Below are 26,621 nucleotides of genomic sequence, written 5' to 3'. Positions count from 1 at the left end.
CAGAAGCAGGATTTGTGAAGGCCAGGTGCCGGAATGCCGGCGCCAGAACAAAATATAACCGGGGAACGCAGATGATGGAATTGATCGCCGCACAAGCGGCAGCATCGGCTGCCGAGCTTCCATTCCTGCTGCTTCAGGCTGCCGCCGTGATTGGCATGGTGTCTGTGCTCATTCTTGTGCGGCGAAATATAGCACTCGAGGACCCGCGCTATAAAATCTATTACGGCATCATCTTTGGAATGGCGGGCTTTCTGCTGACGCTGCTGGTGTCCGAATTCATCAAGCTGCCCTCCAAACCCTATATCCGCTCCGACCTGCTGTTTCTGGCGGGGGTGCTTGGTTCCTGGCAGGGCGGGCTGATCAGCCTGTCCCTCGTGGCGGCCGGGCGTTTCGTGTTCGGCGGTCCCGTGCTGTTTTTTGCGGCCCTGCAGGACATGGTTGTCATTTCGGCCAGCGGCATCATCATGTATGGCTGGATGCGCAAGCGCCGCCTCGCCGATCTGGGAATTCGGGATATCCTCACCGTCTTCGCGGTCAGGTTCATTGCCGTGCTGCTTGCCGTCTCGGTCTCGTTCGTCCTTGGGCTGGTCGACCAGTCGCTGTTTTTAAGTGCAATAGGCCGCCGAACCTTGGGCGCCGTCGCCGTCGGCCTGCCGATGATCTTCTGCCTGTTCATCCTTCTGCGCAACGAGGCGCGAGCGCGGGAAGAGACAAGGCAACGCGAATCGGCGGCACGCACGGATTCGTTGACCGGCCTGCCCAACAGGCGCGCCCTAAGGGACCATATAGAAGCGATGATGCGGCAGGAGCCGGCGGTTTCGCATGCCCTCATTCTGATCGAGATCGTCAATATTGCCGATGTCGCCGCCTGCGCGGGCGAGGACTGGAGCGATCTTTTCTGGCCGAGGCTGGCGCGTGAAATCTGCGACAGGGAGGACGGCCTGCTATGCAGCTCCGATACGCCGTGCAGCTTCATGTTCGGCGATACGACGCTTGCGGTCGTCATGCGGGGGATTTCGCTGGAGAAGTCCGAAAGCACAAAACTCATGATGCATCTGCATGACGGGTTGAGCACGTTTTGCCGCTTGGCGGAGGCGGGGCCGGTGCCGCATCTCAAAATCGGTGCGGCGAATCTGGACAGGCTTTCCCGGCAGAACACGGCCTCGTTCCTCAGGCACCTCAGCCTCGCGCTGAAGGGAAGCGATCATCCGGTGCAGATTTTCCCCTTCTCCTTTGCCGAGAAAGCGACACGGGACGAGGCGGTGCGGCAGATGCTGGTCAACTGGATCAAATCCGGCACGCCGCCCATTTGTTATCAGCCGAAATTCGAACTGCGCAATCGCCGCATGATCGGCGCTGAAGCGCTCCTGCGCGCGGTCGATGCGCGGGGGCAGGCGCTATCGCCTTATTATGTGTTGGAGATCGCCGAACGCCATCGGCTGCTGGTGGAATTCGAATGGTCGACGATAGAAGCCGTCGTGCGTGACCTTCGAGACCTGCAGGGCCTTGAGGCGGATTTTCATCTGGCGGTGAATATCTCCGCATCGTCTTTTGCGAGCGCGCATTTCGCAGACCGGGTCGTGGCGCTGCTGCACGAAATGGCGGTGCCGGCGCATCGCCTCTCAATCGAAGTGACGGAGATGAGCAGAATACCGACCACCGACGTCGTACAGCAGAATTTCGACACGCTGATTGCCGCGGGCGTCCGGCTGGCGCTCGATGATTTCGGCACCGGTTATGCCGCACTCACTTTGCTCGCGCGGTTCCCATTCGAAGAGGTCAAGATCGATCACTGGATGACGTCGAGGCTCGACCAGTCGCGGTTCAGGGAGGCCATCGCGCTCGCTTTCGAGAGCGCCGAGCGCTATGGTGCGAAGCTGGTGACGGAAGGCATAGAAACCGAGGAACAGAGCCGGCTCCTCATGCAGATGGGCATTCGCTTCGGGCAGGGTTATCTTTATTCCCCAGCCGTACCGCTTGCGCGATTGCAGCCGCGCAGGGCTTGCGCTTAGCGCGGAGGCCAATGGCGGTCAGGGGTGAATTCGGTGACCGCTGCATTGAATGTTTTCCCGGTCTGTGCTGAGAAACTCCTTCGGTCGCAACGGCGCAAACGCTGTCGAATGCGCGCGTGAAGGCCTCAATACGATCGACGCGAAGTAAGATCGACAATAGGTTCGGCGGCTTCCTCGGAGGTCGCCGGACGGAGAGGGGATGCACTGCAAACCCGGCCTCGTCAGCCCGCCATCGCATCCTCATATTCGCTGGAAAGCAGCAGCCATTGCTCTTCCGCATCGGAGAGCTTTGCAGCCGCCTCACCACGTTCCTTCACTTTCTGGGCAGCCTTCGCAGGGGCCTTTTCATAAAGGGCCGGCTCCGCCAGCTCCTTGTCGAGCGACTGAATCACTTTCTCAAGCTTTGCCGTCAGGGATTCGATTTCATTGATCTTTTTCTTGAGCGGCGCGAGCTGGGCGCGCTTTTCCGCGTTGGCCTTGCGTTGATCGGCCTTGGATGCCTGATCGGGGACGGCGTCGGTCTTGTCTTCCTTCTTCCTGCCAGAGGAAACGACGATATCGCGATATTCCTCCATGTCGCCTTCGAAGGTCTTGACCGTGCCGTCGGCCACCAGCCACAGCCGGTCGACCGTCGCCTCGATCAGGTGGCGGTCGTGCGAGATGAGGATGACTGCGCCGCTATAATCGTTCAGCGCCTCGATCAGCGCCCGACGGCTGTCAATGTCGAGGTGGTTGGTCGGTTCGTCGAGGATCAGCAGGTTCGGCGCATGGAAGGCCGCAAGCCCCATCAGCAGGCGGGCTTTTTCGCCCCCGGACAAGTCCTTCGCCGCCGTCGCCATTTTCTCCGTCGCAAGCCCCATCTGGGCGACACGGGCGCGCACCTGCGCTTCGGGCGCCAGCGGCATCAGTTTGCGCACATGTTCGACCGGCGTTTCATCCGGCACGAGGTCATCCAGCTGGTGCTGCGCGAAGAAACCGATCTTGAGCCCGGGAGCAACGCGAAGATCGCCCGCCTGGGGGGCAAGCCGGCCGGAGATGAATTTCGCGAAGGTGGATTTACCGTTGCCGTTCGAGCCGAGCAGCGCGATGCGGTCGTCATTGTCGATCCGCAGATTGAGCTGCTTCAGGATCGATTTGCCCGGCTCATAACCCACAGCACCGCCATTGATGGCGACGATGGGGGAGGCGGGCTGCTTTTCCGGCTCGGGAAATGTGATCGGCTGGACATGATCCTCGATCACGGCGGCCACGGTGCCCATGCGCTCCAGCGCCTTGATGCGGCTCTGCGCCTGGCGCGCCTTGGTGGCCTTGGCACGAAAACGATCGATGAAGCTTTGCAGATGCTTGCGCGCGGCGTCGTTCTTCGCCTTCGCTTTCATCTGCAATTCGTCGGCCTCGGCCTTCTGCCGCTCGAACTGGTCGTAACCGCCGCGATAGAAGGTCAGCTTCTTCTGGTCCAGATGCACGATGGAATTGACGGCGTTGTTGAGAAGATCGCGGTCGTGGCTGATGATGATGACAGTGTGTGGATACCGCCGGATATAATCCTCCAGCCAGAGCGTGCCTTCGAGGTCGAGATAGTTGGTCGGCTCATCGAGGAGCAGCAGGTCGGGTTCGGCAAACAGCACGGAGGCGAGCGCAACGCGCATGCGCCAGCCGCCGGAGAAGGAGGAGGCCGGTCGAAGCTGCGCCTCGTGATCGAAACCGAGGCCGGCAAGAATGCTGGAGGCGCGCGCTTCGGCCGAATGGGCGTCGATGTCGACAAGCCGCATCTGGATTTCGGCGATCCGGTGTGGATCGGTTGCGGTCTCTGCTTCCGCCAGAAGTGCGCTGCGCTCCTTGTCGGCGGAAAGCACGATGGAAATCAGCGAGTCTTCGGTGCCTGGAGCTTCCTGCGCCACCTGGCCGATGCGCGCCTGCTTCGGGATCGTCACCGAACCGCTTTCCGCCGAGAAGTCGCCGGTGATGACCCGGAACAGGGTGGATTTGCCGGCGCCGTTGCGGCCGACAAGGCCCGCCTTCACACCGGCGGGAAGCGTCACGCTGGCATGATCGAGAAGCAGACGCCCGGCGATGCGGGCGGAAAGATTGGTAATCGTAATCATGGCGCCGTTTTGGCCGAACTGTCTGGCCAAGGCAAGAGCGCCCGCGCCACATCGCGCGAGATTAAACGGTCAATCGCCGAGCTGCACCAGATAGCTGTTGCGGCTATGCTGCGCCACCTCCCGCGAATAACCGACGACGCAATTGCGTGCGCCGCAGCGGGCCGAAAGCAGCGCGAGTTCGGCATGGTCGAAAAATTCGGCGGGCGTGGCGGTGCCATCCACTTCTGCGACGCCGATCGACACCGTCAGATGTTCGCCATCGCCGCCAGCGGTCGCAAAGCGCAACGCCTCCACGCTCTGCCGCAGCCGCTCGGCAATGGCCTCGGCCGTGTTTTGCGATACGCCGGCAAACAGAAATGCGAATTCATCACCGCCGATACGGGCGACGAAATCGTCTTTCTTGATGGTTTTGCGAAACAGGGCGGCGAGACGTCGTAATGCCTTGTTGCCGGCGGACGAGCCGTATTTGCCGTTGATCTCCCGGAAATGATCGATATCCAGCAGCACGAGCGAGGTGGCGGATGCAGCCCGGTCCTTTGAAAAAAGAAGGTCCAGCTTTTCGAGAAAGGCGGCCCGGTTTGGTAGAGCCGTCAGCGCGTCGCGCAACGAGGCGACCTGAAGCTCGCCCCGGTTTCTTTCAACCTCGCGGATTTTCACCAGTCCCATGGCGATGAAATTCCGAAGGCTCGTCTGCTCTTCGTGGATGTCGCCCAGCAAATCGACCAAGCGCTCCGCTGCGGACCGCTCGCCATCCTCATCCTGCTCAAGGCTGGCCAGGAAAGTCTCTGTGCGTCGAAGGGTTGCATCAAGCCGCGCGGAAATCTGCGTCAGTGTATCGAGGGCCTCGCTTGCCATCTGTTCGGCTTCGATGCGCGAAAAGCCGGGCAGATTGTGCCGCTGGCCGATGAGGTCGATTTCATGCTGCTGTGGCGCATTGCCGAGCGCAAGAATGTCGCGACCCATGGCAGGATTGTGTCCGGACAATATTTCGTAGATCAATTCATAATTGCGCGGCAGAGGCGCAATGTTCATCTTGGCGATGAACTGCGTAATTTTGGTGACGACAAGAGAACTTCGCGCCTGATCACGTTTTTTATCGCCCGCCGATGTCGTCACTGACAGCCCCAATACCGAGAGATTATTATGAATAGACCGGCAATAACCGATTGTTGAATGGTGTTATTCTTACAAGCAACGCTTTAAAATTGATTGAATCAGGGAAAAATTGTTGCGCTGCGAAGTGAAAAATTTCACTTCGCACAGACTCACGGATCACATGCGCTTGTGATCGATTGAATGACAAATCCTGATTTGATTTCATCGCCCGGCCGTTCTTATATCGTTTTATCGATATTGCAGAAGAGGGCAGCCCATGACGACTTCCAGAACGCTTTATTCGCTATGCGGAAGCGATACTTCCCGGCCATTTTCTCCCCATTGCTGGAAAACTGTGCTTTCGCTGGCGCATAAGGGGCTGGATTTCGAGGAGCGGCCTTTACCCTTCACCGTGATCCCGACGGTGGAGGATGGTTTTTCGAAGACCGTGCCGATCCTGCGAGACGGTGACGAGCTGGTGAGTGACAGTTTTGAGATCGCGCTTTATCTGGACGAGGCTTACCCGGAGCGCCCGTCGCTGTTCAACGGCGAGGGCGGCAAGGCCATGGCCCGTTTCGTCGAAAGCTGGTCGCAGACGATGCTTCACCCGGCCATCGTCCGTATTGCCGTGCTCGATATCCACAATATGCTGGACGAGCCGGACCGCCGTTATTTCCGCGACAGCCGCACGAAAGCCCTCGGCCGCCCGCTCGAGGATGTGGTGGCGAACCGCGAGGCGGAAATCGCAGCCTTCCCGGCATTGCTTGCGCCGATCCGGCGTATGCTGAGCTTCCAGCCTTTCATCGGCGGCGCATCGCCTCTCTTTGCGGATTATATCGTCTTCGGCGCCCTGCAATGGGCGCGCATTACCACCGGGGCGGATTTGTTCGCCGAAAACGACCCCGTGCGGGACTGGTTCGAAGGTTGTCTCGATCTCTACGATGCGAGAGGCCGCAGTGTGACAGCGGCGTGAAATGTCTGGCATGATCGTCGCAATCTCGTCGATCCCCCTTGTTTTCGGGCCTTTGGGCGGGTAAAGACCGCCCACTTTCTCTGAAGGAAAAGGAAACGGACATATGGCGATTGAACGCACATTTTCGATGATCAAGCCGGACGCAACCAAGCGTAACCTGACGGGCGCGATCACCAAGGTATTTGAAGACAACGGCCTGCGCGTCGTCGCCTCCAAGCGCGTCTGGATGAGCAAGCGCGAAGCCGAAGGCTTCTACGCGGTTCACAAAGAGCGTCCCTTCTTCGGCGAACTCGTTGAAGGCATGACCTCCGGCCCGACCATCGTTCAGGTTCTGGAAGGCGAAAACGCTATCTTGAAGAACCGCGAGATCATGGGCGCCACCAACCCGGCCCAGGCCGCTGAAGGCACCATCCGCAAGACCTTCGCGCTCTCCATCGGCGAAAACTCCGTTCACGGCTCCGACGCTCCGGAAACCGCCGCTCAGGAAATCGCCTACTGGTTCGCCGAAACCGAAATCGTCGGCTGATTCAAAATCTCAACGGCTTGAATCGTCGTTGCAGGCGATTGCACGAAGCTGCTGAAAAGACTCGAAGAAGCGGGGCCGAGAGGCTCCGTTTTTTGTTTGGATAGGCGGGAAAGGACTAGGCTGCAGCCGCAGTCATTCCACCTTTCTCATTCCTTTGCTTGTCACAGGAATCCAGCCAACGCGCGTCTGCGCGGCGAGAGGAGTCCTTTCGGCCCAAGGACTTGGGCTGACTAGATTCCTGTGACGAGCACAGGAATGAGAAAGGAAAAGTCTTCACGTCATTCATTCCGTCTGGCCTACGATGCCGGGCATCCCTGAACTGGCCGCATATCCGTCGTGCCATCCGGTTTGAATACCTCCGGATTGGGCGTATAGAGCGGGCCGACCACCAGCGGCTTGGCGGGAAGAAGCGACTGGTCAGTGTCGGAGCGGATCGTGGTCTCGATGGTCTGCAGAATATCGCCTTCCGGCCCCTTGATGCGGATGGTGACCTTATAGGGCCGGTCCTGCTTCACACATTCCACGGGTGGGCTCTGAACCGTGATCTTTTCGTCTTTCGGAAAAATCTTCTCGCGGCTGGCGAGGTCTGGACCACCGCGCGGGTTTTCGAACGTCGCCTCAATGGTGCTGCCGTCACGAACGGGGGCGATGCGCTGAAGCGTCACCAGATAGGTGGCGATGGCGACGCGGTAGTTAAACACAAACATCCGGCCGGAGATCTTCGCCACCTCACGCGGTTCGTCCCGCTGGCAGCCGGAAAGGGCGAGCATCCCTGCAATCGTCAGCAATGGAAGGGCGATTCCTTTCATGTTTGCGCCTCCTTTTTCCGATGATAGTGCCGGCTGGCCTTCCGTCGGTTGCCGCACACCGCCATATCGCACCAGATACGGCTTCTGTTCTTGCTGCGGTCGATGAAAAGCCAGCCGCAATTGCCACAGATGCGCAGCCGTTCCCGTGTCTCGCCGGCAAGCAGCGAGAGGGCGGAATGGGCGGTGGCGTTGCCGAGGTTTTCGGCAAGCGGAAACGTCCGCAGCGCCGTGCCGCAGGCGAAGAGAAGCCCGGCCAGCCTGTCGTCACCATCGTCGTCGCCGGCAATGGCGGCGCGGAAATAATCGTCGACAGCCTCGCGAAGATCGAGAAAAACCGCCTGCTTTTCCGCCTCGGGCGCGATGAGTGTGGGAAACCTGTCACGTTCCGCGCCGAGCTTTGTGGCCGCTTCGGCAAAGGCCGCGATCTGCGCCGGCACGGCAAAACGGTCGACTATTTTTGCCGCATCCGAGCGCAGGATCACGCTGTTGGCGACATCCAGCGCCAATGCGCCGCCTGCGAAACGATGTTCTGTCCAGCGAAAGGTCATGCCACGTATTATAACTGTCAAAATGAGTTTTAACAGTTATAATAATTGAGGGAGGAAGCGCTTGGCCTATTTCCTGCAACAATTGCTGAATGCCGTGCCGGTCGCCTCGCTTTATGCGGTTCTGGCCTTCGGATATGCCGTCGCCTTTTCGGTGACCAAACGCGCCGATTTAACCTATGGCGCCATATTCGCCTTTGCCGGCCAGACCTGCCTGTTATTTGCGGATTTCGGCTGGAACCGGCTGTGGCTGGTTCTGCCGGCAACATTGGCGCTCGGGGCGGGGGCAGGCCTGTTCGGCGGGCTGTGGGTGGCGGGTTTTGTCGGCAGGGCGGTGATGCGGCCGCTGGCGCAAGCCTCTCCCAATGCCGTGATCGTCGCCTCCGTCGGCGTGCTGATCGCGCTGACCGAAAGCGCAAGGCTCGCCGCCGATACAAGGCAATTATGGCTGCCGCCGCTGTTATCTCAGCCGGTGCGCTTCTGGGCCGATGGCGGCTTTGCCGTGACCCTGACACCGATGCAGATACTGAACACGGCGGCCTTCTGCCTGCTCATTCTCGCAGGGTCGTTTTATCTTGACCGTTCCGCTTTCGGCAGGCGTTGGAAGGCGGTCTCGGACGATGCTTTTGCCGCCGCTTTATGCGGGGTGAATGCGGGCAGGATATTTCTGCTGTCCTATTGCGCGGCGGGTCTGGTCGCCGCCATCGCCGGTGTGCTGGCCACATTTTATTACGGCACCATGGATTTCGGGGCCGGTCTGGTTTTTGGGCTGAAGGTGGTGCTGATTTCAGCGGCGGGCGGTTATGCCAGTCCGCCCATCTGCGGCCTTGGGGCCGCCGCCGTCGGCTTTGCGGAAACGTTCTGGGTCGGTTACGGACCGGCCGCCTGGCGCGATGCGGTGGTTCTGGCGATGCTGGTCGGCTGGCTGATTGTCATGCGCAGCAGGGTGGAAGCACCCTGAGTCTGGCCCCTATCTCCACTTGTCCTTGGCCGTATCGTCGGTTGTCTTTGCCGCCACCCAGTCGCCCGCCGAGCCATCCTTGCCATGTTCCTTTTTCCAGAACGGGGCGGATGTCTTCAAATAGTCCATCACGAAATTCGCGCCATCGAAGGCCGCCTGTCGATGCGATGAAGCTGCGATGACGAGGACGATATTTTCGCCGGTAGCGATCTTGCCGTGGCGGTGGATGGCGGTGAGGCCGAGAAGGCCGAAGCGCTCCATGGCAATCTTGGCGATGCGGGTTATTTCCGCCTCTGCCATGCCGGGATAGTGTTCCAGTTCCAGCGCCGCAAGCGTGCCGCCATCATCTCTGCAAAGCCCGGTGAAGGCCACGACCGCGCCGATGCTCCTGTTCCCTTCCGTCAGCCGGCGGGTTTCTTCCGCAGCGTCGAAATCCTTTGCCTGAACGCGGACTGTCGGCTGCACCCGCTCATCCCCCCGTCATCGGCGGGAAGATGCCGATCTCGCGCGCGCCGACGATGCTCTCATCGTGCTCGACATGTTCCTGATTGACGGCGACGCGAATTACATTGGGGAATTCGAAGGCCGCTTCGTAATTCTCACCGCGCGTCGCAAGCCACGCGATCAGCTCGCCGGCGGTGGTGATGGAGGAGGGGATGTCCAGCTCCTCTTCATCCGTGCCGATCTTCTCGCGAACCCAGGCGAAATAAACGATCCGCGTCATCAGTCTTCGTCCACGATGTGTTTCAGGCCGGCCTTGAAGTAATCATAGCCGGTATACATGGTCAACGCCGCCGCGAGCCACAGCAGGGTAATACCCATTTCGGTCGTGTAGGGCAGAACCTTGTCGCCGGCCGGACCGGCAAGAAGAAAGGCGATGGCGACCATCTGGATGGTCGTCTTCCATTTGGCGATGCGGGTGACGGGAACGCTGACCTTCAACGCCGCCAGATATTCGCGCAGGCCCGAGACCAGAATTTCGCGGCAGAGTATGGTGATGGCCGCCCAGAGCGACCAGCCGGCAATGGTGCCATCCGCCGCCATCAAAAGGAGCACGGAGGCGACCAGAAGCTTGTCGGCGATCGGGTCCAGCATGCGGCCGATGTTGGAGGTCTGGTTCCAGATACGCGCCAGATAACCATCGAGGAAATCGGTCAGCGAAGCGATGATGAACAGCCACAGAGCCGTCCAGCGCGCGAAATCCGAGCTTTCCAGTTTCCCTTCGACGTAAAAGCACAGGACAATGACAGGAACCGCGAAGATGCGGCCATAGGTGAGAAGGTTGGGAATGCTGTATGCGCGCGAAGCCATGGGAAACCTGTCAGTCTGAGATCAACTGTCTTGATGCCGCCGCCAAGGCATAGCGTCAACACGTGATTATGTTTTTTTAGCAGTTCGGTCCCACCGTTCTGCGTCAATCGCTGCCGCTCTCGTGGAAGTGATTGTAAATTTGTCGCGCCACCGTCTCCGAAATGCCGGTAACAGCCATCAGATCGTTGAGGCCGGCGCGGGAAACCGCCTTTGCCGTGCCGAAATGCTGCAGCAGGGAGCGTTTCCGTCCCGGACCGATTCCCGAAATTTCATCCAATGGATTGCGCACCATTTCCTTTTTGCGTCGTGCCCGGTGCGAGCCGATGGCGAAGCGGTGCGCCTCGTCGCGCATGCGCTGGATGAAATAAAGCACGGGGTCGCGCGGCGGCAGAGAGAAATCGGCGCGCCCATCCGCAAAGAAGCGTTCGCGGCCCGCCTCGCGGTCAACGCCCTTTGCGACGCCGATGGCGGTCACGCAGTCGCGAATGCCGAGTTCATCGAGGATGGCCCGCACCGCGGTCATCTGGCCCTGGCCACCGTCGATCAGGATCACATCCGGCCAGGCGGGGAAGGGCAGGTCGGCCGCTTCCTCCGGGGTCGGGACGCGTTCGCGATCCGGCTTGCCTTCTTCTTTCAGCAGGCGCGAGAAGCGACGGGTCATCACTTCGCGCATCATGCCGAAGTCGTCACCGGGGGTGATGTCGGTCGATTTGATGTTGAATTTGCGGTACTGGTTCTTCACGAAACCTTCCGGCCCCGCCACCACCATGCCGCCCACGGCATTGGTGCCCATGATGTGGGAGTTATCGTAAATCTCGATGCGGCGCGGCACATAGGGAAGGTTGAACGTCTCGGCCATGCCTTTCAGCAGCCGCGCCTGAGACGAGGTTTCCGCCAGCTTGCGGCCATGCGCCTCACGGGCATTGGCCAGAACATGGTCGGTAATGTCCTTCTTCTCGCCGCGCTGGGGCACGTTGATCGTCACCTTGTGCCCGGCTTTTTCACCGAGGGCAGCCGCCAGGAGTTCCTGTTCTTCGACAGCCTCCGACAGCAGGATCTGCTTCGGCACAGGCTTGTCGTCGTAGAACTGCGCCAGAAAGGCGTTGAGGATTTCCGAGCCGGGCAGGGAAGGGTCGGCCTTGGGGAAATAGGCGCGGTTGCCCCAGTTCTGGCCGGTGCGGAAAAAGAACACCTGAATGCAGGAGATGCCGCCTTCGTGATGGATGGCGAAGACATCCGCCTCCTCGATGCCGGCGGGATTGATGCCCTGATGGCTCTGGACATGGGAAAGTGCGGCCAGCCGGTCGCGATAGACGGCGGCGCGCTCGAAATCGAGATCCTCGGCCGCCTCGTTCATCTGCCGCGCAATCGCGGTCTTGACGCTCTGGCTCTTGCCGGACAGGAAATCCTTGGCTTCCTTGACGAGTTCTTCATACCCCTGATCGCTGATCTCATGCGTGCAGGGGCCGGAACAGCGCTTGATCTGGTAAAGAAGACAGGGACGCGTGCGGGTTTCGAACACGCTGTCCGTACAGGTTCGAATCAGGAAGGCGCGCTGCAGCGAATTGATCGTACGGCCGACAGCGCCGGCGGACGCAAAGGGGCCGAAATAATCGCCCTTGCGCGCCCGCGCACCGCGATGCTTGAAGATCGCCGGGGCACGATTGTCGGCGGTGATGAGAATGTAAGGAAACGACTTGTCGTCGCGCAAAAGCACATTAAAGCGCGGCCGCAAGCGCTTGATCAGATTCGCTTCCAGAAGAAGCGCCTCTGTTTCCGTGCGGGTGGTGACGAATTCCATATGCGCGGTCAGCCGCACCATCTGGGCAATGCGGTTGGAATGCACGCGACCCTGCGCGTAATTGCCGACACGCTTCTTCAGCGAGCGCGCCTTGCCGACGTACAGAACGTCGCCCGCCTCGTTGAACATGCGATAGACCCCCGGCGCATTCGGCAGGTGTTTGACGAATTCGCCGATCAGATCCATGCCCTTCAGGCCGGATTCATTCTTCCAGCCCGCATTCCAGTCCATGCCGGCAACGTCGCTCGATGCCTCGGCCGCATCGGTCACGGCAAGGTTTGCATCGTCGTCTTCGTCGTCGGTTTCATCGAAGAGAATACCGCCGTCAGGCAGCTTCTTTCCGTTCATTCATTTATCTCCGCCACGTCAGGGGTTTCCCAGCCGAGGTGCTGGCCGCCATCGAGCGCGATCATTTGTCCGGTGACCGACGGCGTGTCGTAAAGAAAGCGAATCGTCCGCCCGAACTCGTCCGGCGCAGGACCACGCTTTAATATAAGGCCGTCGATCTGCGCCTGAAAGTCCTCGGGCGCCTGTCTTTCGCTTTTGAAGGTGGGACCCGGCCCGATGGCATTGACCCGCACCCGTGGCGCGAAGCTTTGTGCCATGGTTTGTGTTGCGGTCCAAAGGGCCGATTTCGAAAGCGTATAGGAATAAAAACGCGGGGTCAGCGCAAGCACGCGCTGGTCGATTATATTGACGATCAGCCCGGATGTATCCGCAGGCAATTGCTCGACGAAGGCGGCGGCGATGAGGGAAGGGGCCCGCACATGAACCGCAAAATGCGCATCGAAGACATCAGGATCGGGCGTTTCCGCCGAATCCTTCAGAAAAACCGAGGCATTGTTGACGACGACACCAATCGGCCCGAGGGCTGAGGCGGCCTTTTCGACAAGCGTCATTGTTGACGCGAATTGTGTCAGGTCCGCCTGAACGGCTACGGCCTTGCCACCTTTCTGCCTTATTTCGTTAGCGAATTCCTCCGCCTGTGCCATCGATTCATTGGCGTGGACGGCAATCGCAAAGCCGTGGGCTGCGAGATCGGTGGCGATTGCCCGCCCCAGCCGGCGGGCGGCCCCCGTTATCAAGACTGTCTTCGGTATATGTTCTTTCACGACGGACCTGCATTTGCTCATATATTCCCTATGTGCTGGATATAGATGCAAATCGCAAGCTGTCACGCATCCCCAAAAGAATTGGGCGATTTTTTATTCGCAATGCAATTTCGGTTTAATTTGAATATAACTAAGTTTAAAGGCGATCTATTGCTGGTTAGGTTTCTGTTAGGGTTAATAAACTCCCTGTGGCAATTGGGCAACGTCTAATTCTAGTCACGCCGCTGCCCCAAACAATTCACATTTTGGCTCTTTGATCTCCGCATTCTCCTATCAAATTCAGTTTCCAGAGGGGCGATTAACCCGACGAGTTTACACCGCGTCTGAGAACAATGTTTTGAGTACAGAGCGGTCCTGAAAGGAGAATAGCATGCGTATTTTCGTAGCAACCCTTATGGCTTCGACCATGGCAGTCGCCGGCTTTTCGGCTGCTCACGCCGCTGACGCCGTAAATGAAGTGCCACAGGCACCGGTGTCCTACGACCAGCCCGCACCGGTCAAGGATTGGTCCGGCGCCTACCTCGGTGGTACGGTCAACTATGACTGGGGCCGTTTCAGCTCCAGCAATGACGGCCGTGACGCCAAGGGCTTCGGCGGCGGCCTGTACGGCGGTTACAACATGCAAAACGGCCAGATCGTTTACGGTGGTGAAGCCGACATCAATCTCGGTGACGAGAAGGGCTCTGCCGGTACGGTTGCCGGTAACGCCATCGAAGGCAAGCAGGGCGTCAACGGCTCGCTGCGTGCCCGCGTCGGTTACGACATGAACCCGTTCCTGCTCTACGGCACGGCCGGTCTGGCAGTTTCCGATAACAAGGTGCGTGACGCGACCTCCAAGGACAGCGCCACCGCTCTCGGTTACACTGTTGGTGCCGGTGTGGAAGCCATGGTGACCGATAACATCACCGCCCGTCTGGAATATCGCTATAGCGACTACCAGAAAAAGGACTACGGTCTCGACTCCGGCGCCTTCTCGCGTGGTTTCGACGATCACTCCGTCAAGGCCGGTATCGGCGTCAAATTCTGATCCTTTTCGGATCGGTCAAAGAAAAGCCGGGGTTTACGCCTCGGCTTTTTTGTTTTTTGGCATAGGGCCAGAATAACGCCCGGCGATCAGGCCGGGCGTTGTTCGAGTCAAAGCCTCAAGCGGCGGCCTTCATTTCTGCATAGGCCTCGAAACGCTTGCCGAAGGTTTCAGGCCAAGCCGCCAGAGCATCGCGTCCTTCGGCCCATTCCCCGGCGAAACGCAGGTCGAGATAACCGATCATCGCGGCAAGGGCGAAATGGCCGCCATGCAGCTTCTTGCCGGTTTTCGGCAGGTTTGCATTGAGATAATCAAGTCCGCGAGCCACCTTGCTCCACTGCTTGTCGATCCATGGCTGGTGGATCTTATCTTCCGGGCGAAAACGACGCTCGTAAACGATGGCCAGCAGGCAATCCATGATGCCGTCGCACAGCGCTTCTAGAATTTCCACATCCGTACGCTTGCCGTTCTTTTTCGGGTAGAGCTTGCCGCCCGAAAGACGGTCGAGATAATGCATGATCGCCACACTGTCATAGACCGAGCCGCCTTCATCCAGAAGCAGGACCGGAATCTTGCCGAGCGGATTGTTGTCCATCAGCGTTGCCGGCTCGGCACTGGTATCGACACGCACGGAGGTAATGTCGATGCCAAGGTGGCGCGCGGCCATACGTACCTTGGCGGAGTAGGGGGAGGCGGGCGAGTAGAGCAGTTCCATGGTCGGGTCCTGTGGGTTGTCGTCTGTGGACTGGATTAGTCTATAAGACTGCATAGCGGTTTTATGTCTGGAAAATATGTAGAAGAACGCAACAGGGAATATCCGATGCGCGCTAGCGAATGGGGATGATTTCCGTGGTGTTGGCGCGGCAGCCCTTGCGGTCAAGCTCGGGGCAGTCGCGGAATGTCATGTCTCTGTTAAGGCAGATGCGCACTTCCTCAAGGCGCCTGCCGTCGCAACTGATGGAGATGCCGCGTTTCGACAGGCCGGGATTGGCGTCGGTGAAGGCGGTTTCTATGGCGTCGGCGGAGAGAGTGGTGGCCTCGGCGCCCGAGGCGATCTTTTCCGGCAGTCGGATGGCTTCGAAGGCGGCTCGTGTCGCCGAAAAATAGTCTCGCTGCGACAGGCCGGAGCAGGAACCGTGCTTGCGCCACTGGTGGCCGATCAGGCCCATGGACGGCATGATGTCGAACAGGGGGCGGCCGATCGCGTCCGGAACACGGTCGGGTTCGCCGCTTCGACAGAATTCAGGGTAGCCGTTTTCGTTCTGTGGCCACAGCCCATGCACCACGAAACCGTAACGCCTGTCGCTGCCGCATTGCTGGCGGTTGCCCGAGCCTTCGGAGCTGGCGCAGAATGCCGGTGACCAGGAGAGCGACAGCACGTAAAAATCGAACCCGTCTCCGCGGGGCGCAGGGTTTTTACCTGTCGCCTGTTGGAAAACTTCGCGCCCTTGAGCGTCCGGCCGGGAATTGCCGGCGGTTTGCGATTGGGATTGTGTCTGCCGGTTGCTGGCGGGGCTGGTCGGCACCGGATTTCCCCGCGCGAACCATAACGCGGCGAGCGATAGAAGGCCCAGGGCGATGAAACCGGCATAACGCTTCATTCCGTGTACGTTCTCCGGAAAGTGGACGACCTCACATCGCCGGCGGGCGACGATCCGGTCTTACATCAACTTGTGAACGGGGCAAACCGCCAATCTTTGATGAAAAGGTTGAAAGCTTTGCCGCATAACGAATAAAGTCAAACGAATCTTCCGCAAAAGACGGAACGGGGCGGGGTGAAGCTGGGGGAAATTGGCGGGCATGACCGCATGAAATTCAAGAAATATATCTGGCCCGTCGTTGGCTTTGCGACGATCGGTTTTTCCGCATGGTTGCTTTTTCACGAACTGCGCGGGCTGTCGCTCGATGATCTCTGGGACAGCCTGAAAGCCATTCGCGTGCGGGACTGGCTGTGTTCGGGCCTTGCAACCCTGCTGGCCTATGCCGCGCTCGCCGGTTACGACCGTATCGCGTTGCAGCATCTTGGCCGCAAGGTGAACTGGTTCTTCATCACGCTTACCTCTTTCACCACCTATGCGCTTTCCCACAATGTCGGGGCCTCGGTATTCTCGGGTGCCGTGGTGCGATATCGGGCCTATACGTCCAAGGGGCTGAGTGTGGCGGAAGTGGGCGTGCTCGTCGGCCTCTGCTCGTTCACCTTTCTCATCGGCACGATCATGCTGATCGGGCTGGTGCTGCTTTACGAGCCTGACATCACCGAACGGTTCACCGGCATTTTGCCGGTCGAAGCCTCCACCACGACAGGCGTCGTGCTGCTGCTATTCGTCAGCCTTTATGTTCTCGGCAGCCTGCTCAGGCTGAAGCCCCTTAAAATCGGCTCCTTCGTGCTGCCTTACCCCGCACCGAAGCTTGTTGCGCAGCAGCTCGTCATTGGCCCGATCGAACTGATCGGCGCGGCCGGCATCATCTATTTCGCGCTGCCGGAAGCCGGAAATCCCGGTTATATGGTTATTCTCGGCATATTTCTGGTTTCCTTCTCGGCGGCGCTCATCTCGCATGCGCCGGGCGGTCTGGGAGTGCTGGAACTGGTCTTCGTCACCGGCCTGCCGGACATGAACCCCGCGGACGTCATCGCGGCGCTTCTGGTCTTCCGCCTGTTCTACCTCATTATTCCCTTCATCATGGCCCTGTTTGTGATCCTGTTCTTCGAACGGTCACAGCTTGCGCAGGCGCAGAAGCGGGAAGGGCTGAGGTAGCCCCTCAATTATCTTCCGCTTTTTCTTCGCCGCGCAGCCAGAAGGCGCGCTGCGAAGCGAACCTGTCCTGCGCCAGCGTCGTCTTCAGGTAGGGCAGCAACGTGTGCAGCTCTTCCTTCAGCGTATAGGGCGGGTTGACGATGATGAGGCCGGAGCCGCTGAGGCCATCCAGCCGGTCGCTTTTGACGGAAAGTTCCGCGCACAGCATCTTCGGAATATCGAAGGATTGCAGCCGCTCGTGGAAATCCTTGATCGGCGCGCCTTTCTTTAAGGGATACCACAGGCAATAGGTGCCGGTGGAGAAACGCCGATAGGCCTTGTTCAAACCATCGGCTAGACGCTGATATTCATTCTCAAGCTCGAAGGGCGGATCGACGAGGATCAGGCCTCGCTTTTCCTTCGGCGGCAGATGCGCGCCGAGCGACAGCCAGCCGTCCAGCTCGGTGACACGCACCTGATAGTCCCCCTCGAAAAGACGCGCGAGCGACCGGCTGTCATCCGGGTGCAGTTCCATGGCCGAAAGCCGGTCCTGCGGGCGAAACAGAATACGTGTGAGTTTCGGCGAGCCGGGATAAAATTTCACGCCGCCTTCCGGGTTCAATTCCTTCACGGCGGCAAGATAGGGTTCCAGCAATTCGGCGATGGGTGCGGGCAGGTCGGCTTCCATCAGCTTGCCGATGCCGGTCTGCCATTCGCCGGTTTTTTGTGCCTCTTCGGAGGTGAGGTCGTAAAGGCCGATGCCGGCATGGGTGTCCAGCACCCGAAACGCCTTGTCCTTGTTCTGGAGGTAACGCACGAGGCGGGCGAGAACGGCATGTTTGAGGACATCCGCGAAATTGCCGGCGTGATAGATGTGGCGGTAGTTCATGGATATGTCTCGCTTGCCGTTTACCGGGATGAATGGTCTGGATGAATATTCTTGATGGACGTCACTTCGGCCTTTTTGCCGCATCGTTGATGCAATATACAAAAGCCATGAACGTTGCGACCCCGATTTCCGCTGAAAAAGCCGCCCCGAAGGCCGAAGTCCGTATCGGACACACGGTCTGCCCGCATGACTGTCCGAGCGCCTGCGCGCTGGAGGTCGATATCAATGCCGATGGCCGCATCGGCCGTGTGCGCGGCGCCAATGCCAATACATATACCGCCGGCGTCATCTGCGCCAAGGTGGCGCGTTATTCCGAGCGCATCTACCATCCCGGCCGTCTACTGACGCCGAAGCGCCGTAAGGGCGCAAAGGGGACGGGCGACTGGCAGGAAATTTCCTGGGAAGCAGCGCTGGACGAGGTGGCCGACGCTTTCGTCAAAGCCGAAGCCCGGCACGGTGCCGAGGCCATCTGGCCCTATTTTTACGCCGGCACGATGGGGCAGGTGCAGCGCGATTCCATCGAACGCCTGCGCCACGCCAAGAAATATTCCGGCTTTTTCGGTTCGATCTGCACTAACATGGCTTGGACGGGCTATGTGATGGGCACTGGCGCCTTGCGCGGCCCCGATCCGCGCGAGATCGCCAAGGCCGATGTCGTCGTCATCTGGGGCACCAATGCGGTGGCCACCCAGGTCAATGTCATGACCCATGCGGTGAAAGCCCGCAAGGAACGTGGCGCAAAGATCGTCGTTGTCGATATCTATGACAATCCGACCATGAAACAGGCGGATATGCGCCTGGTCGTTCGCCCTGGCACGGATGCAGCTCTTGCCTGCGCCGTCATGCACATCGCCTTCCGCGACGGTTATGCCGACCGCGATTACATGGCGCGTTTCGCCGACGATCCAGACGGGCTTGAAGCACATCTGAAGTCGAAGACGCCGCAATGGGCATCCGAGATCACCGGTCTTTCCGTGGAAGAGATCGAGGCTTTCGCGCGGCTCGTCGGCACGACGAAAAAGACCTTCTTCCGGCTGGGCTACGGTTTTGCCCGCCAGCGCAACGGTGCGGTCGCCATGCATGCGGCGCTTTCCATCGCCACGGTTCTCGGCTCCTGGCAATATGAAGGCGGCGGCGCGTTCCACAATAATGGTGACATCTTCCGTCTCAACAAGGCGGAGCTGATGGGAACGGCCTATGCCGACCCCGACGTGCGCCAGCTCGACCAGTCGCAAATCGGCCGCGTGCTGACAGGGGACGCAGAAGCTCTGCGCCATGGCGGCCCGGTGACGGCGCTGCTCATCCAGAACACCAATCCCGTCAATGTCGCGCCCGAGCAGCGGCTGGTAAAGCAGGGCTTTCTGCGTGACGATCTCTTTGTTGCCGTGCACGAGCAGTTCATGACGGAGACGGCCGATCTGGCCGATATCGTGCTTCCCGCCACCATGTTTCTCGAGCATGACGACATCTACCGCGCTGGCGGCCAGAACCATATCCTACTCGGCCCGAAGCTGGTGGAGCCGCCGGAAACGGTGCGCACCAATCTCTTCGTCATCGAAGAACTGGCAAAACGCCTCGGTGTCGACCATATGCCGGGCTTCGGCCTTTCGGCTCACGACCATGTGGACCGTATGCTGAAAATCAGCGGCTGGGGCGATTTCGAAACTTTGGCCGAAGAGAAGTGGATCGATGCGCAGCCGCCTTTCGAGGTCGCGCATTATCTGGAGGGCTTTGGTTATGGCGACGGCAAATTCCGTTTCAGTCCCGACTGGGCAACGGGGCCTTCTCCCAACAAGCCCCCGAAAAACATCGGTGTCATGGGACCGGTGTCCGAGTTTCCGAAATTTCCGGATCAGGTCGATGTCATCGAGGTTGCGGATGCGGACTATCCCTTCCGGCTGGCGACGTCACCGGCGCGCAACTTCCTGAATTCCACTTTCGCGGAAACCAAAACTTCCGTGCAGAAGGAAGGTCGTCCGGAATTGATGGTCTGTCCCGAGGATGCGGCCCGCAACGATATTGCGGATGGCGATATCGTCCGCATCGGCAATACACGCGGCGAGGTCCGCCTCCATGCGAAGATCGTGGAGGGCGCAAGGCCGGGTGTGCTGATTGCGGAGGGCCTGTGGCCGAACAAGGCGCATCTGGACGGCGAGGGCATCAATGTTCTGACCGGTGCCGATGCCGTCGCGCCTTACGGGGGAGCGGCCTTCCACGACAACAAGGTGTGGCTGCGCCGCGACGGGGAGGCCGGTGAGGCTTGATATTGCACCGCAGCACAGGCAGTCTGAAACAATCCCAGGACAGACAAGGACATATCCGGTGACACAGACGCAGGCGAAAAACCTTCCGGCCGAGATCGATGCCGGCAGAATCCGGCTGGTGGAAAAAGAGACGGTGTGGAAGGGCTTCGTTCACATGCAGAAGCTCATTTTCGACCAGCGCATGCCTGACGGTAGGACAATGCGCATCGTGCGGGAAGTGCACGACCACGGCAGCGCCGCCGCCATTCTTCTTTACGATCCGAAGCGCGACAGCGTGGTGATGGTGCGCCAGTTCCGCCCTGCCGCTTTCGTGAACGGCGATCCGAGCTTCATGATCGAGGTGCCGGCGGGTCTTCTCGATGACGACGATGCCGCCGATGCCATTCGCCGCGAGGCGATGGAGGAATCCGGCTACGCTGTCGAAAAGGTCGAATATCTCTTCGACATGTATGCGAGCCCCGGCACGCTGACGGAGAAGGTCAGCCTCTTCGTCGCGCGCATCGACCTCGACGTGCAGGCCGGCAACGGCGGCGGGCTGGAGGACGAAGGCGAGGATCTGGAGGTTCTGACCTATGGCCTCGACGAAGCCTTCGGAATGATCGCCTCGGGTGAGATCACCGATTCCAAGACGATCATCCTGCTGCAATGGGCGATTTTAAATCGCGGCCTCCTAAACAAGAGCTGATCGGCGCCGACCCTTAAAGATGCGGACAAGTTAGCCTATTTAACGCTGTAAGTGTTGTTGAGGCTACCGGTCTTCGCGTCCAGAAATTTCAGTTCCGTTCCACTGCCCACGACGACTTTGTTGCATTCCTTGAATTTCATCGACTTGAATTCGGAACACAAGGTATCGTTCTTGAACGTCCAACTGAGGTCGCCCGAGGTTTTGCCTTCGATGGAAAACTTGCCCTTGCCATTGGCGTCATAAGTAGCCGTAAAAGTATCACCTTTCTTGGTCTTCGTTGTGAGCGTCTTTCCGGCGGTGGCTGTGATGAATTCAGCCTTGGTCGCAAATTTCTCGGCTGCAAATACCGGAGCCAGCATCGCGGAGGAGATGGAGAATGCTGTCACGTAAAAAGCGGAAACAATACAAATTGATTTCATCATAAATCGCCAAATTTTTTTAGTGAGAATAACTTGAATAATAATTTCTGAAACAGATTACTTAGCAACTATAAAGTAACGCCGATGAAAACAAGAGGTCAATCATCGCCCGAACGCGGCTTTTCATGGGGGCGACGATACGGCGTGCGTCTCACCAATATGCGGTGATGTCCGCTGACCATCGGCGAGCGCCCTATGCTGCGCTTCCGTCTCAAAGTTACCGCATGCTAGAACCGTCCCTTGACGCCCATTCCCACGAAAAGCGACTGCATGTCGCCGCCGCCGGCATTGCTATAAACCGTACCGCTGCCGCTTCCGAAGGATGTCGCGGTTTTGTCACCCCTGCCGAAGCTCGTATATTCGTAAGCACCATCCAGATAGATGGAGGCATTCTCGGTCAGGTCATAAGCGATGCCAGCTTTTGCCCCGACCATGCCGCCAATATCGAATTTATCGGTGAAGCGGATGGAGCGCATCCAATGGTCGTCGGTTGCCTTGGCATAGACCATTGCGCCCCCTTCCACTCCGGCGTTCAGCGACCAGTTGCCGAATTTGCGTCCGCCGGTCAGGTTGCCGTAAAATACGGGGATTTGCTGCCGGTAGGTAATCGCCTTTTCACCGTTGCCAAAATCCCCGACGTAATTTCGAAAGCCGCGCGAGCTATAGATGTAACTCCCGCCATATGACGACCATTGTACGTCTGTGTAACGAAAGCCTATACCCGCGCTGAGATGTTGCAGCGGGTCCTCCAGGAGAGTTCTGTTCAGTTCGATGCTTCCGGTCAGGTAGTGATCAAGTCGGGTGTCACCATGCTGCGAGCGGTGGCTCCATCCTTCCTTGGACGTATCTTTATAATAAGGATACAGCCAGTCATAATCGGTCATGTAGCCGTCACCGGCAAAGCCGATTCGCCCTTCCGTCTTGATCCGCCAGTCGGGCGAGAGCTCCAGGCCGAGCGATCCGCGCAGGGCCATAGCATTCGTCGTTTTCCAGTCGAGTTGACTGTTTTTATGGCTTCCGCTGTAGAGAGTCTCGGTGGCCTTGATGTTAAGAACGCCTGCATCCAGCGAGGCGGTAATGCCGCCCGGTTCCGCCATTGCTGGCACGGTCGTGCTGATGGCCAAGGCGGCCGAGAGCGGCAGTGAAAATCTCGAAAATGGCATAATCGCTCCTGAATGACCGGAGAGCCTGAAATGAAAGGCCGTTGATGCCATTAAAGATGATTATGGTAAATAATCGGTTTATTCGGCATAAATTACAATATTAAGAATTTTGTAATTTAGTAATAAATAAGTTACAAGACGGATATCAGGCTTTGAGGTTCGGATTTAATCTCGTCGTCAGCGAATATAGTCTTGCTGTCTTCCATTCGAACCTTGCCTTCGGCAAGCCGCTTCAACGCCAGTGGGTAGAGCTGGTGCTCGACGGTTAGAATGCGTGCCGCAAGCGTATCGGCCGTATCGTCGGAAAGCACCGGCACTGCGCCTTGCGCGATGGTCGGGCCTTCATCCATGCCTTCGGTGACGAAATGCACGGTGCAGCCGGAAATTTTCATACCGCTGTCGATGGCACGCTGATGGGTGTGCAGGCCGGGGAAAAGCGGCAGCAGGGAAGGGTGGATATTGATGATGCGGCCTTCATAGGGGGCAATGAAATCCCCAGATATCAGCCGCATGTAACCGGCAAGGCAGATGATATCAGGCGCAATCTCGCCAAGTGCCGCCAGAATGGCGCCTTCGTGCTCGGCCTTGCTGGGATAAGTCTTGCGCTCGAAGACCAGCGTCGGAATACCGAGATCGCGTGCCTTTTGCAGCCCGCCCGCAGACGCCTTGTCCGAGATCACGCAGACGATTTCCGCTGGAAAATCCGCCGCCTGACAGGCCTTGGCCAGCGACACCATATTGGAGCCGCTGCCGGAAATGAAAACGACGACGCGTTTGCGGCCGGACGGGAAGGCGGCGCTCATCATAGGCCGAGAGCGCCCTTGTAGATGGTGCCATGCGCTCCTTCTTCGCGGGCGACCATGCGGCCGAGCGGGAAGACGGTTTCGCCTTCGGCGGTCAGAACCTCCGTGACCTTTTCGACATTTTCAGCCGAAACGACGACGATCATGCCGACGCCGCAATTGAAGGTGCGCAGCATTTCATTGGCTTCAACACCGCCGGTTTTCGCGAGCCAGGAGAAGACAGCGGGAAGCTTGATCGCGCCGAGATCGATTTCGGCGGCGAGATGCTTTGGCAGAACGCGCGGAATATTCTCCGGAAAGCCGCCGCCGGTAATGTGCGCCAGCGCCTTCAGTGCGCCGGTTTCGCGGATCGCCTTCAAAAGCGGCTTCACATAGATGCGGGTCGGTGTCAGCAGCGCTTCGCCGAGCTTCTTGCCGTCGGCGAAGGGGGCAGGCGCGCTCCAGTCGAGACCGGAAATCGACACGATCTTGCGCACCAGCGAAAAGCCGTTGGAGTGAACGCCGGAAGAGGAGAGGCCGAGAATGACGTCGCCTTCGGAAATGTCGCCGGCCGGCAGAAGCTGGCCGCGTTCGGCCGCACCCACGGCAAAACCGGCAAGATCGTAATCGCCATCGGAATACATGCCGGGCATTTCAGCGGTTTCGCCGCCGATCAGCGCACAGCCGGATTCGCGGCAACCGGCGGCGATGCCGGAAACAATGGCCGCACCCTGGTCAGGGTCGAGTTTGCCGGTGGCGAAATAATCGAGGAAGAACAGCGGCTCCGCGCCTTGAACGACGAGATCGTTGACGCACATGGCGACGAGGTCGATACCGACGGTGTCGTGGTAGTCAGCATCGATGGCGATCTTCAGCTTGGTGCCGACTCCGTCATTGGCGGCGACCAGAACCGGATCGGTGAAACCTGCGGCTTTCAGATCGAACAGGCCGCCGAAGCCGCCGATTTCGCCATCCGCGCCGGGACGCCGCGTGGAGCGCACCGCCGGTTTGATCTTCTCGACCATCAGGTTGCCGGCGTCGATATCCACACCCGCATCGCTATAGGTAAGACCGTTCTTGCCCGACTGGCTCATGGCTCTCGTCTCCGCTGGTTCCTTTGGCGTCGCCATTCGCACGGGACGGGGCCTGATGCAAGGGTTTGAGTGGCAAAAGCTCCGGTTTTTAACGGCTTTGGCGGTGCTAGCCGGATTGGGTGCTCACGATGGCTGCGGCGCGACGCGACAGACGAGATTGAGCAGGCCGTCATTGGACGTATCGGAATTTTTCTCGATCTGTCGTCCGTTCTCGCCATAACGGGCGACCACCTCGAAGCCCGCATCCTGCAACTGGCGGGTCTGGGCGGCAAGGTCGATGAAATAAAACAAGCCGCTCCAGCGGTGCGCCTGATCCGCGAGAATGGCGTATTCCGGTGTTCGCCGTGTCGAAGGTTGCAGGCGCAGATAGTTGATCCAGCTTTGCGGATGCAGCGAATTCACCACCTCGCGCGGGTGCCAGGAACGTCGGTGCAGCGGCATGCCGCCGGCCCGCTTCCATTCGCGATTGTGAAACGAAAAGATGAAATATCCGCCGGGTGCGAGAATGCTTCGCACGGCATGGATGATGGCAAGCCGCTCCTCATGATCGAAGGCGCTTAAAATTGCGAGCGCGCCGAGCACGCAATCGAAACGCTCCGCGCCGAACTGGCCGATCGCCCGCACATCCATGTCGAGAAACGTGGCGGCGGGAAAATTGCGCCGCGCCAGCGCAAGCATCGGCTGCGAACGGTCAATGCCGATATAATCTTCCACCAGCGGCAGAAGCGGCTTCGTCGTTCGTCCGGTGCCGACGCCGAGGTCAAGCAGCCGCTTGCCCGCATAGGCATGGCGGAACTGATCGAGAATGATGCGTTCGGCCGGGTAAAGCTGCTGGTTGTCATACCATTCGGCAACTTCGGGATTATCGAAGAGACCGGCATTATATTCCGCGATGCCATTTTCGCTGCTGTTCTGCATCGTGCCCCCGGTCGCCGGATACGAAAGAGCGCCGCTGGCTCTCCCGGCAATATTTGATAGTTGTCTAATATTTACCGCCGGTCAACCTGCCGTTGCGAGGGATGGCCGGAAATGAGGGATTTTGCTGCTGTACGGGCAGTCTCCTTCTGTCGGCGCGTGAAAGCGCCGTCTTGACCATGTGCATATGCGCATCCTATCTCCATCATGGGCGGTGACGGTGCGGCGATAAAGGATGAACGGATGCAACCACATGTAAGCGGGACGAGCCTGCGCCGGCAGGTGTTTTTCTGGATCGGCGTGCTTGCCGTCTTTATCCTTTTCCTGATGGTCTTCAGCTCCATTCTCCTGCCTTTCGTGGCGGGCATGGCGCTCGCCTATTTCCTCGACCCGGTTGCCGACTGGCTGGAGCGGCGCGGCTTGAGCCGGCTGATGGCCACCGTCGTCATTCTCGTCTCCTTCGTGCTGATCTTCGCGCTGTCGCTCATCATCATCATTCCCCTGATCGCCGCCCAGGCCTCGGAATTCATCACGCGCATCCCGCAATATATCTCCTCGCTGCAGCAACTGATCGCCGGCGCCGACACCAATCTCCTGCCGGATTGGGTGAGCAGCCAGATTGACGCCGTGAAGGAGAATTTTTCAAAGCTTTTGACCGAAGGCGCGGGTTTCATCGGCACGCTTTTGACGCAGATATGGAATTCCGGCAAATCGCTCGTCGATGTCGTGTCGCTGCTGGTCGTCACGCCCGTGGTCGCCTTCTATCTGTTGCTCGACTGGGACCGGATGATCGATAAGGTCGATAGCTGGATACCGCGCGATTATGTCCATACCGTCCGCCAGATCGCCCGCGACATGGATAAGACCATTGCCGGTTTCGTGCGCGGGCAGGGGTCGCTCTGCATCATTCTCGGCGTTTATTATGCCGTCGGCCTGTCGCTGGTGGGCTTGAATTTCGGCCTGCTGATCGGCCTTTTCTCCGGCCTCATCAGCTTCATTCCCTATATCGGCTCCATGGTCGGCCTCATCCTTGCCGTCGGCGTCGCCATCGTGCAGTTCTGGCCGGATTACATCTATGTGTTTCTGACGCTCGTCGTGTTCTTTTCCGGGCAGTTTATCGAAGGCAATATCCTGCAGCCGAAGCTCGTCGGCAAAAGCGTTGGCCTGCATCCGGTCTGGCTCATGTTCGCCCTTTTCGCCTTCGGCGCGCTTTTCGGTTTCGTCGGGCTTCTCGTGGCGGTGCCGGCGGCGGCGGCGGTCGGTGTGCTTGTCCGCTTCGCCTTGTCGCGGTATCTTGAAAGCGATCTTTACCACGGGCATGCCGCCAACCTTCCCTGGGACACAAACCCCGCCCTTGAAGAAGGGGAAACGTCCTCCGGCAAGGTCGACTCTCAGAGCTGA

26 protein-coding genes are annotated in these 26,621 nt (G+C 59.1%); 9 read left to right on the top strand and 17 right to left on the bottom strand.

The window, feature by feature from the left end:
• The first annotated feature begins 71 nt into the window (after positions 1–71).
• Entirely contained in the window at positions 72–2,012 is a 1,941-nt protein-coding gene (locus O9X91_RS14760) for an EAL domain-containing protein (protein ID WP_137410060.1), read from the top strand.
• A gap of 221 nt (positions 2,013–2,233) precedes the next feature.
• Here the strand turns inward: O9X91_RS14760 and abc-f are convergent, their stop codons facing one another.
• Positions 2,234–4,117 carry a ribosomal protection-like ABC-F family protein gene (abc-f, locus tag O9X91_RS14755; protein WP_269834319.1) on the bottom strand — a complete coding sequence of 628 codons (1,884 nt, stop codon included), beginning with the start codon at positions 4,115–4,117 and terminating at the stop codon, positions 2,234–2,236.
• A 69-nt stretch (positions 4,118–4,186) separates the two neighbouring features.
• Complete coding sequence (locus O9X91_RS14750; protein WP_162520429.1) at positions 4,187–5,233, bottom strand: GGDEF domain-containing protein; 1,047 nt, start codon at positions 5,231–5,233, stop codon at positions 4,187–4,189.
• A 256-nt stretch (positions 5,234–5,489) separates the two neighbouring features.
• Between O9X91_RS14750 and O9X91_RS14745 the strand changes: the two genes are divergently transcribed.
• Positions 5,490–6,185, top strand: coding sequence for a glutathione S-transferase family protein (locus tag O9X91_RS14745; RefSeq protein ID WP_077982555.1), 696 nt, complete (start codon positions 5,490–5,492; stop codon positions 6,183–6,185).
• A 103-nt stretch (positions 6,186–6,288) separates the two neighbouring features.
• Positions 6,289–6,711, top strand: a complete 423-nt coding sequence (gene ndk / locus O9X91_RS14740) for a nucleoside-diphosphate kinase (RefSeq protein WP_003496769.1) — start codon at positions 6,289–6,291, stop codon at positions 6,709–6,711.
• Positions 6,712–7,007: 296 nt separating this feature from the next.
• On the opposite strand, the gene O9X91_RS14735 is transcribed toward ndk, so the two are convergent.
• Positions 7,008–7,520: a hypothetical protein gene (locus tag O9X91_RS14735; protein ID WP_137410063.1), complete on the bottom strand. Its 513-nt coding sequence runs from the start codon at positions 7,518–7,520 to the stop codon at positions 7,008–7,010.
• Complete coding sequence (locus O9X91_RS14730; protein WP_142912532.1) at positions 7,517–8,068, bottom strand: CGNR zinc finger domain-containing protein; 552 nt, start codon at positions 8,066–8,068, stop codon at positions 7,517–7,519. The genes O9X91_RS14735 and O9X91_RS14730 overlap by 4 nt, the downstream gene beginning before the upstream one ends.
• A 61-nt stretch (positions 8,069–8,129) precedes the next feature.
• Between O9X91_RS14730 and O9X91_RS14725 the strand changes: the two genes are divergently transcribed.
• Positions 8,130–9,026, top strand: coding sequence for a branched-chain amino acid ABC transporter permease (locus O9X91_RS14725; protein ID WP_269833207.1), 897 nt, complete (start codon positions 8,130–8,132; stop codon positions 9,024–9,026).
• Between the two features lie 9 nt (positions 9,027–9,035).
• Here the strand turns inward: O9X91_RS14725 and O9X91_RS14720 are convergent, their stop codons facing one another.
• The 5 genes from O9X91_RS14720 to O9X91_RS14700 all read right to left on the bottom strand — a co-directional run bounded on the left by O9X91_RS14720 (position 9,036) and on the right by O9X91_RS14700 (position 13,271).
• Positions 9,036–9,491, bottom strand: coding sequence for a molybdenum cofactor biosynthesis protein MoaE (locus O9X91_RS14720; protein ID WP_142912534.1), 456 nt, complete (start codon positions 9,489–9,491; stop codon positions 9,036–9,038).
• 4 nt (positions 9,492–9,495) lie between these two features.
• Positions 9,496–9,750 (bottom strand): molybdopterin converting factor subunit 1, encoded by a 255-nt coding sequence (gene moaD, locus O9X91_RS14715; RefSeq protein WP_142912535.1) that lies wholly within the window; start codon positions 9,748–9,750, stop codon positions 9,496–9,498.
• Positions 9,750–10,337, bottom strand: a complete 588-nt coding sequence (gene pgsA / locus O9X91_RS14710) for a CDP-diacylglycerol--glycerol-3-phosphate 3-phosphatidyltransferase (RefSeq protein WP_077982549.1) — start codon at positions 10,335–10,337, stop codon at positions 9,750–9,752. The genes moaD and pgsA overlap by 1 nt, the downstream gene beginning before the upstream one ends.
• 103 nt (positions 10,338–10,440) lie before the next feature.
• Positions 10,441–12,486, bottom strand: coding sequence for an excinuclease ABC subunit UvrC (uvrC, locus tag O9X91_RS14705; RefSeq protein WP_162520430.1), 2,046 nt, complete (start codon positions 12,484–12,486; stop codon positions 10,441–10,443).
• On the bottom strand, positions 12,483–13,271 hold the full coding sequence (locus O9X91_RS14700; protein WP_269833208.1) for an SDR family oxidoreductase: 789 nt from the start codon (positions 13,269–13,271) through the stop codon (positions 12,483–12,485). The genes uvrC and O9X91_RS14700 overlap by 4 nt, the downstream gene beginning before the upstream one ends.
• Positions 13,272–13,620: 349 nt before the next feature.
• Here O9X91_RS14700 and O9X91_RS14695 point away from each other — a divergent pair, with 349 nt between their 5' ends.
• Positions 13,621–14,277, top strand: coding sequence for an outer membrane protein (locus O9X91_RS14695; RefSeq protein WP_077982547.1), 657 nt, complete (start codon positions 13,621–13,623; stop codon positions 14,275–14,277).
• 115 nt (positions 14,278–14,392) lie between these two features.
• Here the strand turns inward: O9X91_RS14695 and O9X91_RS14690 are convergent, their stop codons facing one another.
• The gene (locus O9X91_RS14690; RefSeq protein WP_077982546.1) at positions 14,393–14,989 is read right to left on the bottom strand and encodes a glutathione S-transferase; all 597 of its coding nucleotides are present in this window, start codon (positions 14,987–14,989) and stop codon (positions 14,393–14,395) included.
• Between the two features lie 112 nt (positions 14,990–15,101).
• On the bottom strand, positions 15,102–15,875 hold the full coding sequence (locus tag O9X91_RS14685; protein ID WP_077982545.1) for a ribonuclease T2 family protein: 774 nt from the start codon (positions 15,873–15,875) through the stop codon (positions 15,102–15,104).
• A gap of 207 nt (positions 15,876–16,082) precedes the next feature.
• On the opposite strand from O9X91_RS14685, the gene O9X91_RS14680 reads away from it, so the two are divergent.
• A complete protein-coding gene (locus tag O9X91_RS14680) occupies positions 16,083–17,030 on the top strand; it encodes a lysylphosphatidylglycerol synthase domain-containing protein (protein WP_077982544.1) in 948 nt (315 codons plus the stop codon).
• Between the two features lie 4 nt (positions 17,031–17,034).
• Here O9X91_RS14680 and O9X91_RS14675 read toward each other — a convergent pair whose 3' ends face one another.
• Positions 17,035–17,898: a 23S rRNA (adenine(2030)-N(6))-methyltransferase RlmJ gene (locus tag O9X91_RS14675; RefSeq protein WP_142912537.1), complete on the bottom strand. Its 864-nt coding sequence runs from the start codon at positions 17,896–17,898 to the stop codon at positions 17,035–17,037.
• Between the two features lie 41 nt (positions 17,899–17,939).
• Between O9X91_RS14675 and O9X91_RS14670 the strand changes: the two genes are divergently transcribed.
• Together O9X91_RS14670 and O9X91_RS14665 are read left to right on the top strand one after the other, a co-directional pair.
• Positions 17,940–20,162: a molybdopterin-containing oxidoreductase family protein gene (locus O9X91_RS14670; protein ID WP_269833210.1), complete on the top strand. Its 2,223-nt coding sequence runs from the start codon at positions 17,940–17,942 to the stop codon at positions 20,160–20,162.
• A gap of 58 nt (positions 20,163–20,220) precedes the next feature.
• Positions 20,221–20,847 carry an NUDIX domain-containing protein gene (locus O9X91_RS14665; protein WP_269833211.1) on the top strand — a complete coding sequence of 209 codons (627 nt, stop codon included), beginning with the start codon at positions 20,221–20,223 and terminating at the stop codon, positions 20,845–20,847.
• Between the two features lie 35 nt (positions 20,848–20,882).
• Here the strand turns inward: O9X91_RS14665 and O9X91_RS14660 are convergent, their stop codons facing one another.
• The 5 genes from O9X91_RS14660 to O9X91_RS14640 form a co-directional block, all read right to left on the bottom strand.
• Positions 20,883–21,269, bottom strand: coding sequence for a hypothetical protein (locus O9X91_RS14660; RefSeq protein WP_269824212.1), 387 nt, complete (start codon positions 21,267–21,269; stop codon positions 20,883–20,885).
• A 224-nt stretch (positions 21,270–21,493) separates the two neighbouring features.
• Positions 21,494–22,429 carry an omptin family outer membrane protease gene (locus O9X91_RS14655; RefSeq protein ID WP_269833258.1) on the bottom strand — a complete coding sequence of 312 codons (936 nt, stop codon included), beginning with the start codon at positions 22,427–22,429 and terminating at the stop codon, positions 21,494–21,496.
• A gap of 131 nt (positions 22,430–22,560) precedes the next feature.
• Positions 22,561–23,235: a phosphoribosylglycinamide formyltransferase gene (gene purN / locus O9X91_RS14650; RefSeq protein ID WP_077982539.1), complete on the bottom strand. Its 675-nt coding sequence runs from the start codon at positions 23,233–23,235 to the stop codon at positions 22,561–22,563.
• The gene (purM, locus tag O9X91_RS14645; protein WP_269833212.1) at positions 23,232–24,305 is read right to left on the bottom strand and encodes a phosphoribosylformylglycinamidine cyclo-ligase; all 1,074 of its coding nucleotides are present in this window, start codon (positions 24,303–24,305) and stop codon (positions 23,232–23,234) included. The genes purN and purM overlap by 4 nt, the downstream gene beginning before the upstream one ends.
• 123 nt (positions 24,306–24,428) lie before the next feature.
• Entirely contained in the window at positions 24,429–25,223 is a 795-nt protein-coding gene (locus O9X91_RS14640; protein ID WP_142912541.1) for a class I SAM-dependent DNA methyltransferase, read from the bottom strand.
• A gap of 240 nt (positions 25,224–25,463) precedes the next feature.
• Between O9X91_RS14640 and O9X91_RS14635 the strand changes: the two genes are divergently transcribed.
• Complete coding sequence (locus O9X91_RS14635; RefSeq protein ID WP_077982969.1) at positions 25,464–26,621, top strand: AI-2E family transporter; 1,158 nt, start codon at positions 25,464–25,466, stop codon at positions 26,619–26,621.

The organism is Agrobacterium salinitolerans (assembly GCF_027498475.1).
In the GTDB taxonomy this organism is placed as follows: domain Bacteria; phylum Pseudomonadota; class Alphaproteobacteria; order Rhizobiales; family Rhizobiaceae; genus Agrobacterium; species Agrobacterium salinitolerans.
Note: the sequence above shows the minus strand (reverse complement) of the source record. Positions and strands in the feature narration are given on the sequence as shown.

What these genes read in the sequence shown, in the direction of transcription:
- O9X91_RS14735 (WP_137410063.1), bottom strand. Translation starts at nt 7,520, where the DNA reads ATGAAAGGAATCGCCCTTCCATTGCTGACGATTGCAGGGATGCTCGCC.
- O9X91_RS14655 (WP_269833258.1), bottom strand. Translation starts at nt 22,429, where the DNA reads ATGCCATTTTCGAGATTTTCACTGCCGCTCTCGGCCGCCTTGGCCATC.
- ndk (WP_003496769.1), top strand. Translation starts at nt 6,289, where the DNA reads ATGGCGATTGAACGCACATTTTCGATGATCAAGCCGGACGCAACCAAG.
- O9X91_RS14730 (WP_142912532.1), bottom strand. Translation starts at nt 8,068, where the DNA reads ATGACCTTTCGCTGGACAGAACATCGTTTCGCAGGCGGCGCATTGGCG.
- O9X91_RS14680 (WP_077982544.1), top strand. Translation starts at nt 16,083, where the DNA reads ATGAAATTCAAGAAATATATCTGGCCCGTCGTTGGCTTTGCGACGATC.
- O9X91_RS14745 (WP_077982555.1), top strand. Translation starts at nt 5,490, where the DNA reads ATGACGACTTCCAGAACGCTTTATTCGCTATGCGGAAGCGATACTTCC.
- O9X91_RS14660 (WP_269824212.1), bottom strand. Translation starts at nt 21,269, where the DNA reads ATGATGAAATCAATTTGTATTGTTTCCGCTTTTTACGTGACAGCATTC.
- O9X91_RS14675 (WP_142912537.1), bottom strand. Translation starts at nt 17,898, where the DNA reads ATGAACTACCGCCACATCTATCACGCCGGCAATTTCGCGGATGTCCTC.
- O9X91_RS14760 (WP_137410060.1), top strand. Translation starts at nt 72, where the DNA reads ATGATGGAATTGATCGCCGCACAAGCGGCAGCATCGGCTGCCGAGCTT.
- moaD (WP_142912535.1), bottom strand. Translation starts at nt 9,750, where the DNA reads ATGACGCGGATCGTTTATTTCGCCTGGGTTCGCGAGAAGATCGGCACG.
- uvrC (WP_162520430.1), bottom strand. Translation starts at nt 12,486, where the DNA reads ATGAACGGAAAGAAGCTGCCTGACGGCGGTATTCTCTTCGATGAAACC.
- O9X91_RS14700 (WP_269833208.1), bottom strand. Translation starts at nt 13,271, where the DNA reads ATGAGCAAATGCAGGTCCGTCGTGAAAGAACATATACCGAAGACAGTC.
- purN (WP_077982539.1), bottom strand. Translation starts at nt 23,235, where the DNA reads ATGATGAGCGCCGCCTTCCCGTCCGGCCGCAAACGCGTCGTCGTTTTC.
- abc-f (WP_269834319.1), bottom strand. Translation starts at nt 4,117, where the DNA reads ATGATTACGATTACCAATCTTTCCGCCCGCATCGCCGGGCGTCTGCTT.
- purM (WP_269833212.1), bottom strand. Translation starts at nt 24,305, where the DNA reads ATGAGCCAGTCGGGCAAGAACGGTCTTACCTATAGCGATGCGGGTGTG.
- O9X91_RS14635 (WP_077982969.1), top strand. Translation starts at nt 25,464, where the DNA reads ATGCAACCACATGTAAGCGGGACGAGCCTGCGCCGGCAGGTGTTTTTC.
- O9X91_RS14670 (WP_269833210.1), top strand. Translation starts at nt 17,940, where the DNA reads ATGAATATTCTTGATGGACGTCACTTCGGCCTTTTTGCCGCATCGTTG.
- O9X91_RS14685 (WP_077982545.1), bottom strand. Translation starts at nt 15,875, where the DNA reads ATGAAGCGTTATGCCGGTTTCATCGCCCTGGGCCTTCTATCGCTCGCC.
- pgsA (WP_077982549.1), bottom strand. Translation starts at nt 10,337, where the DNA reads ATGGCTTCGCGCGCATACAGCATTCCCAACCTTCTCACCTATGGCCGC.
- O9X91_RS14640 (WP_142912541.1), bottom strand. Translation starts at nt 25,223, where the DNA reads ATGCAGAACAGCAGCGAAAATGGCATCGCGGAATATAATGCCGGTCTC.
- O9X91_RS14690 (WP_077982546.1), bottom strand. Translation starts at nt 14,989, where the DNA reads ATGGAACTGCTCTACTCGCCCGCCTCCCCCTACTCCGCCAAGGTACGT.
- O9X91_RS14695 (WP_077982547.1), top strand. Translation starts at nt 13,621, where the DNA reads ATGCGTATTTTCGTAGCAACCCTTATGGCTTCGACCATGGCAGTCGCC.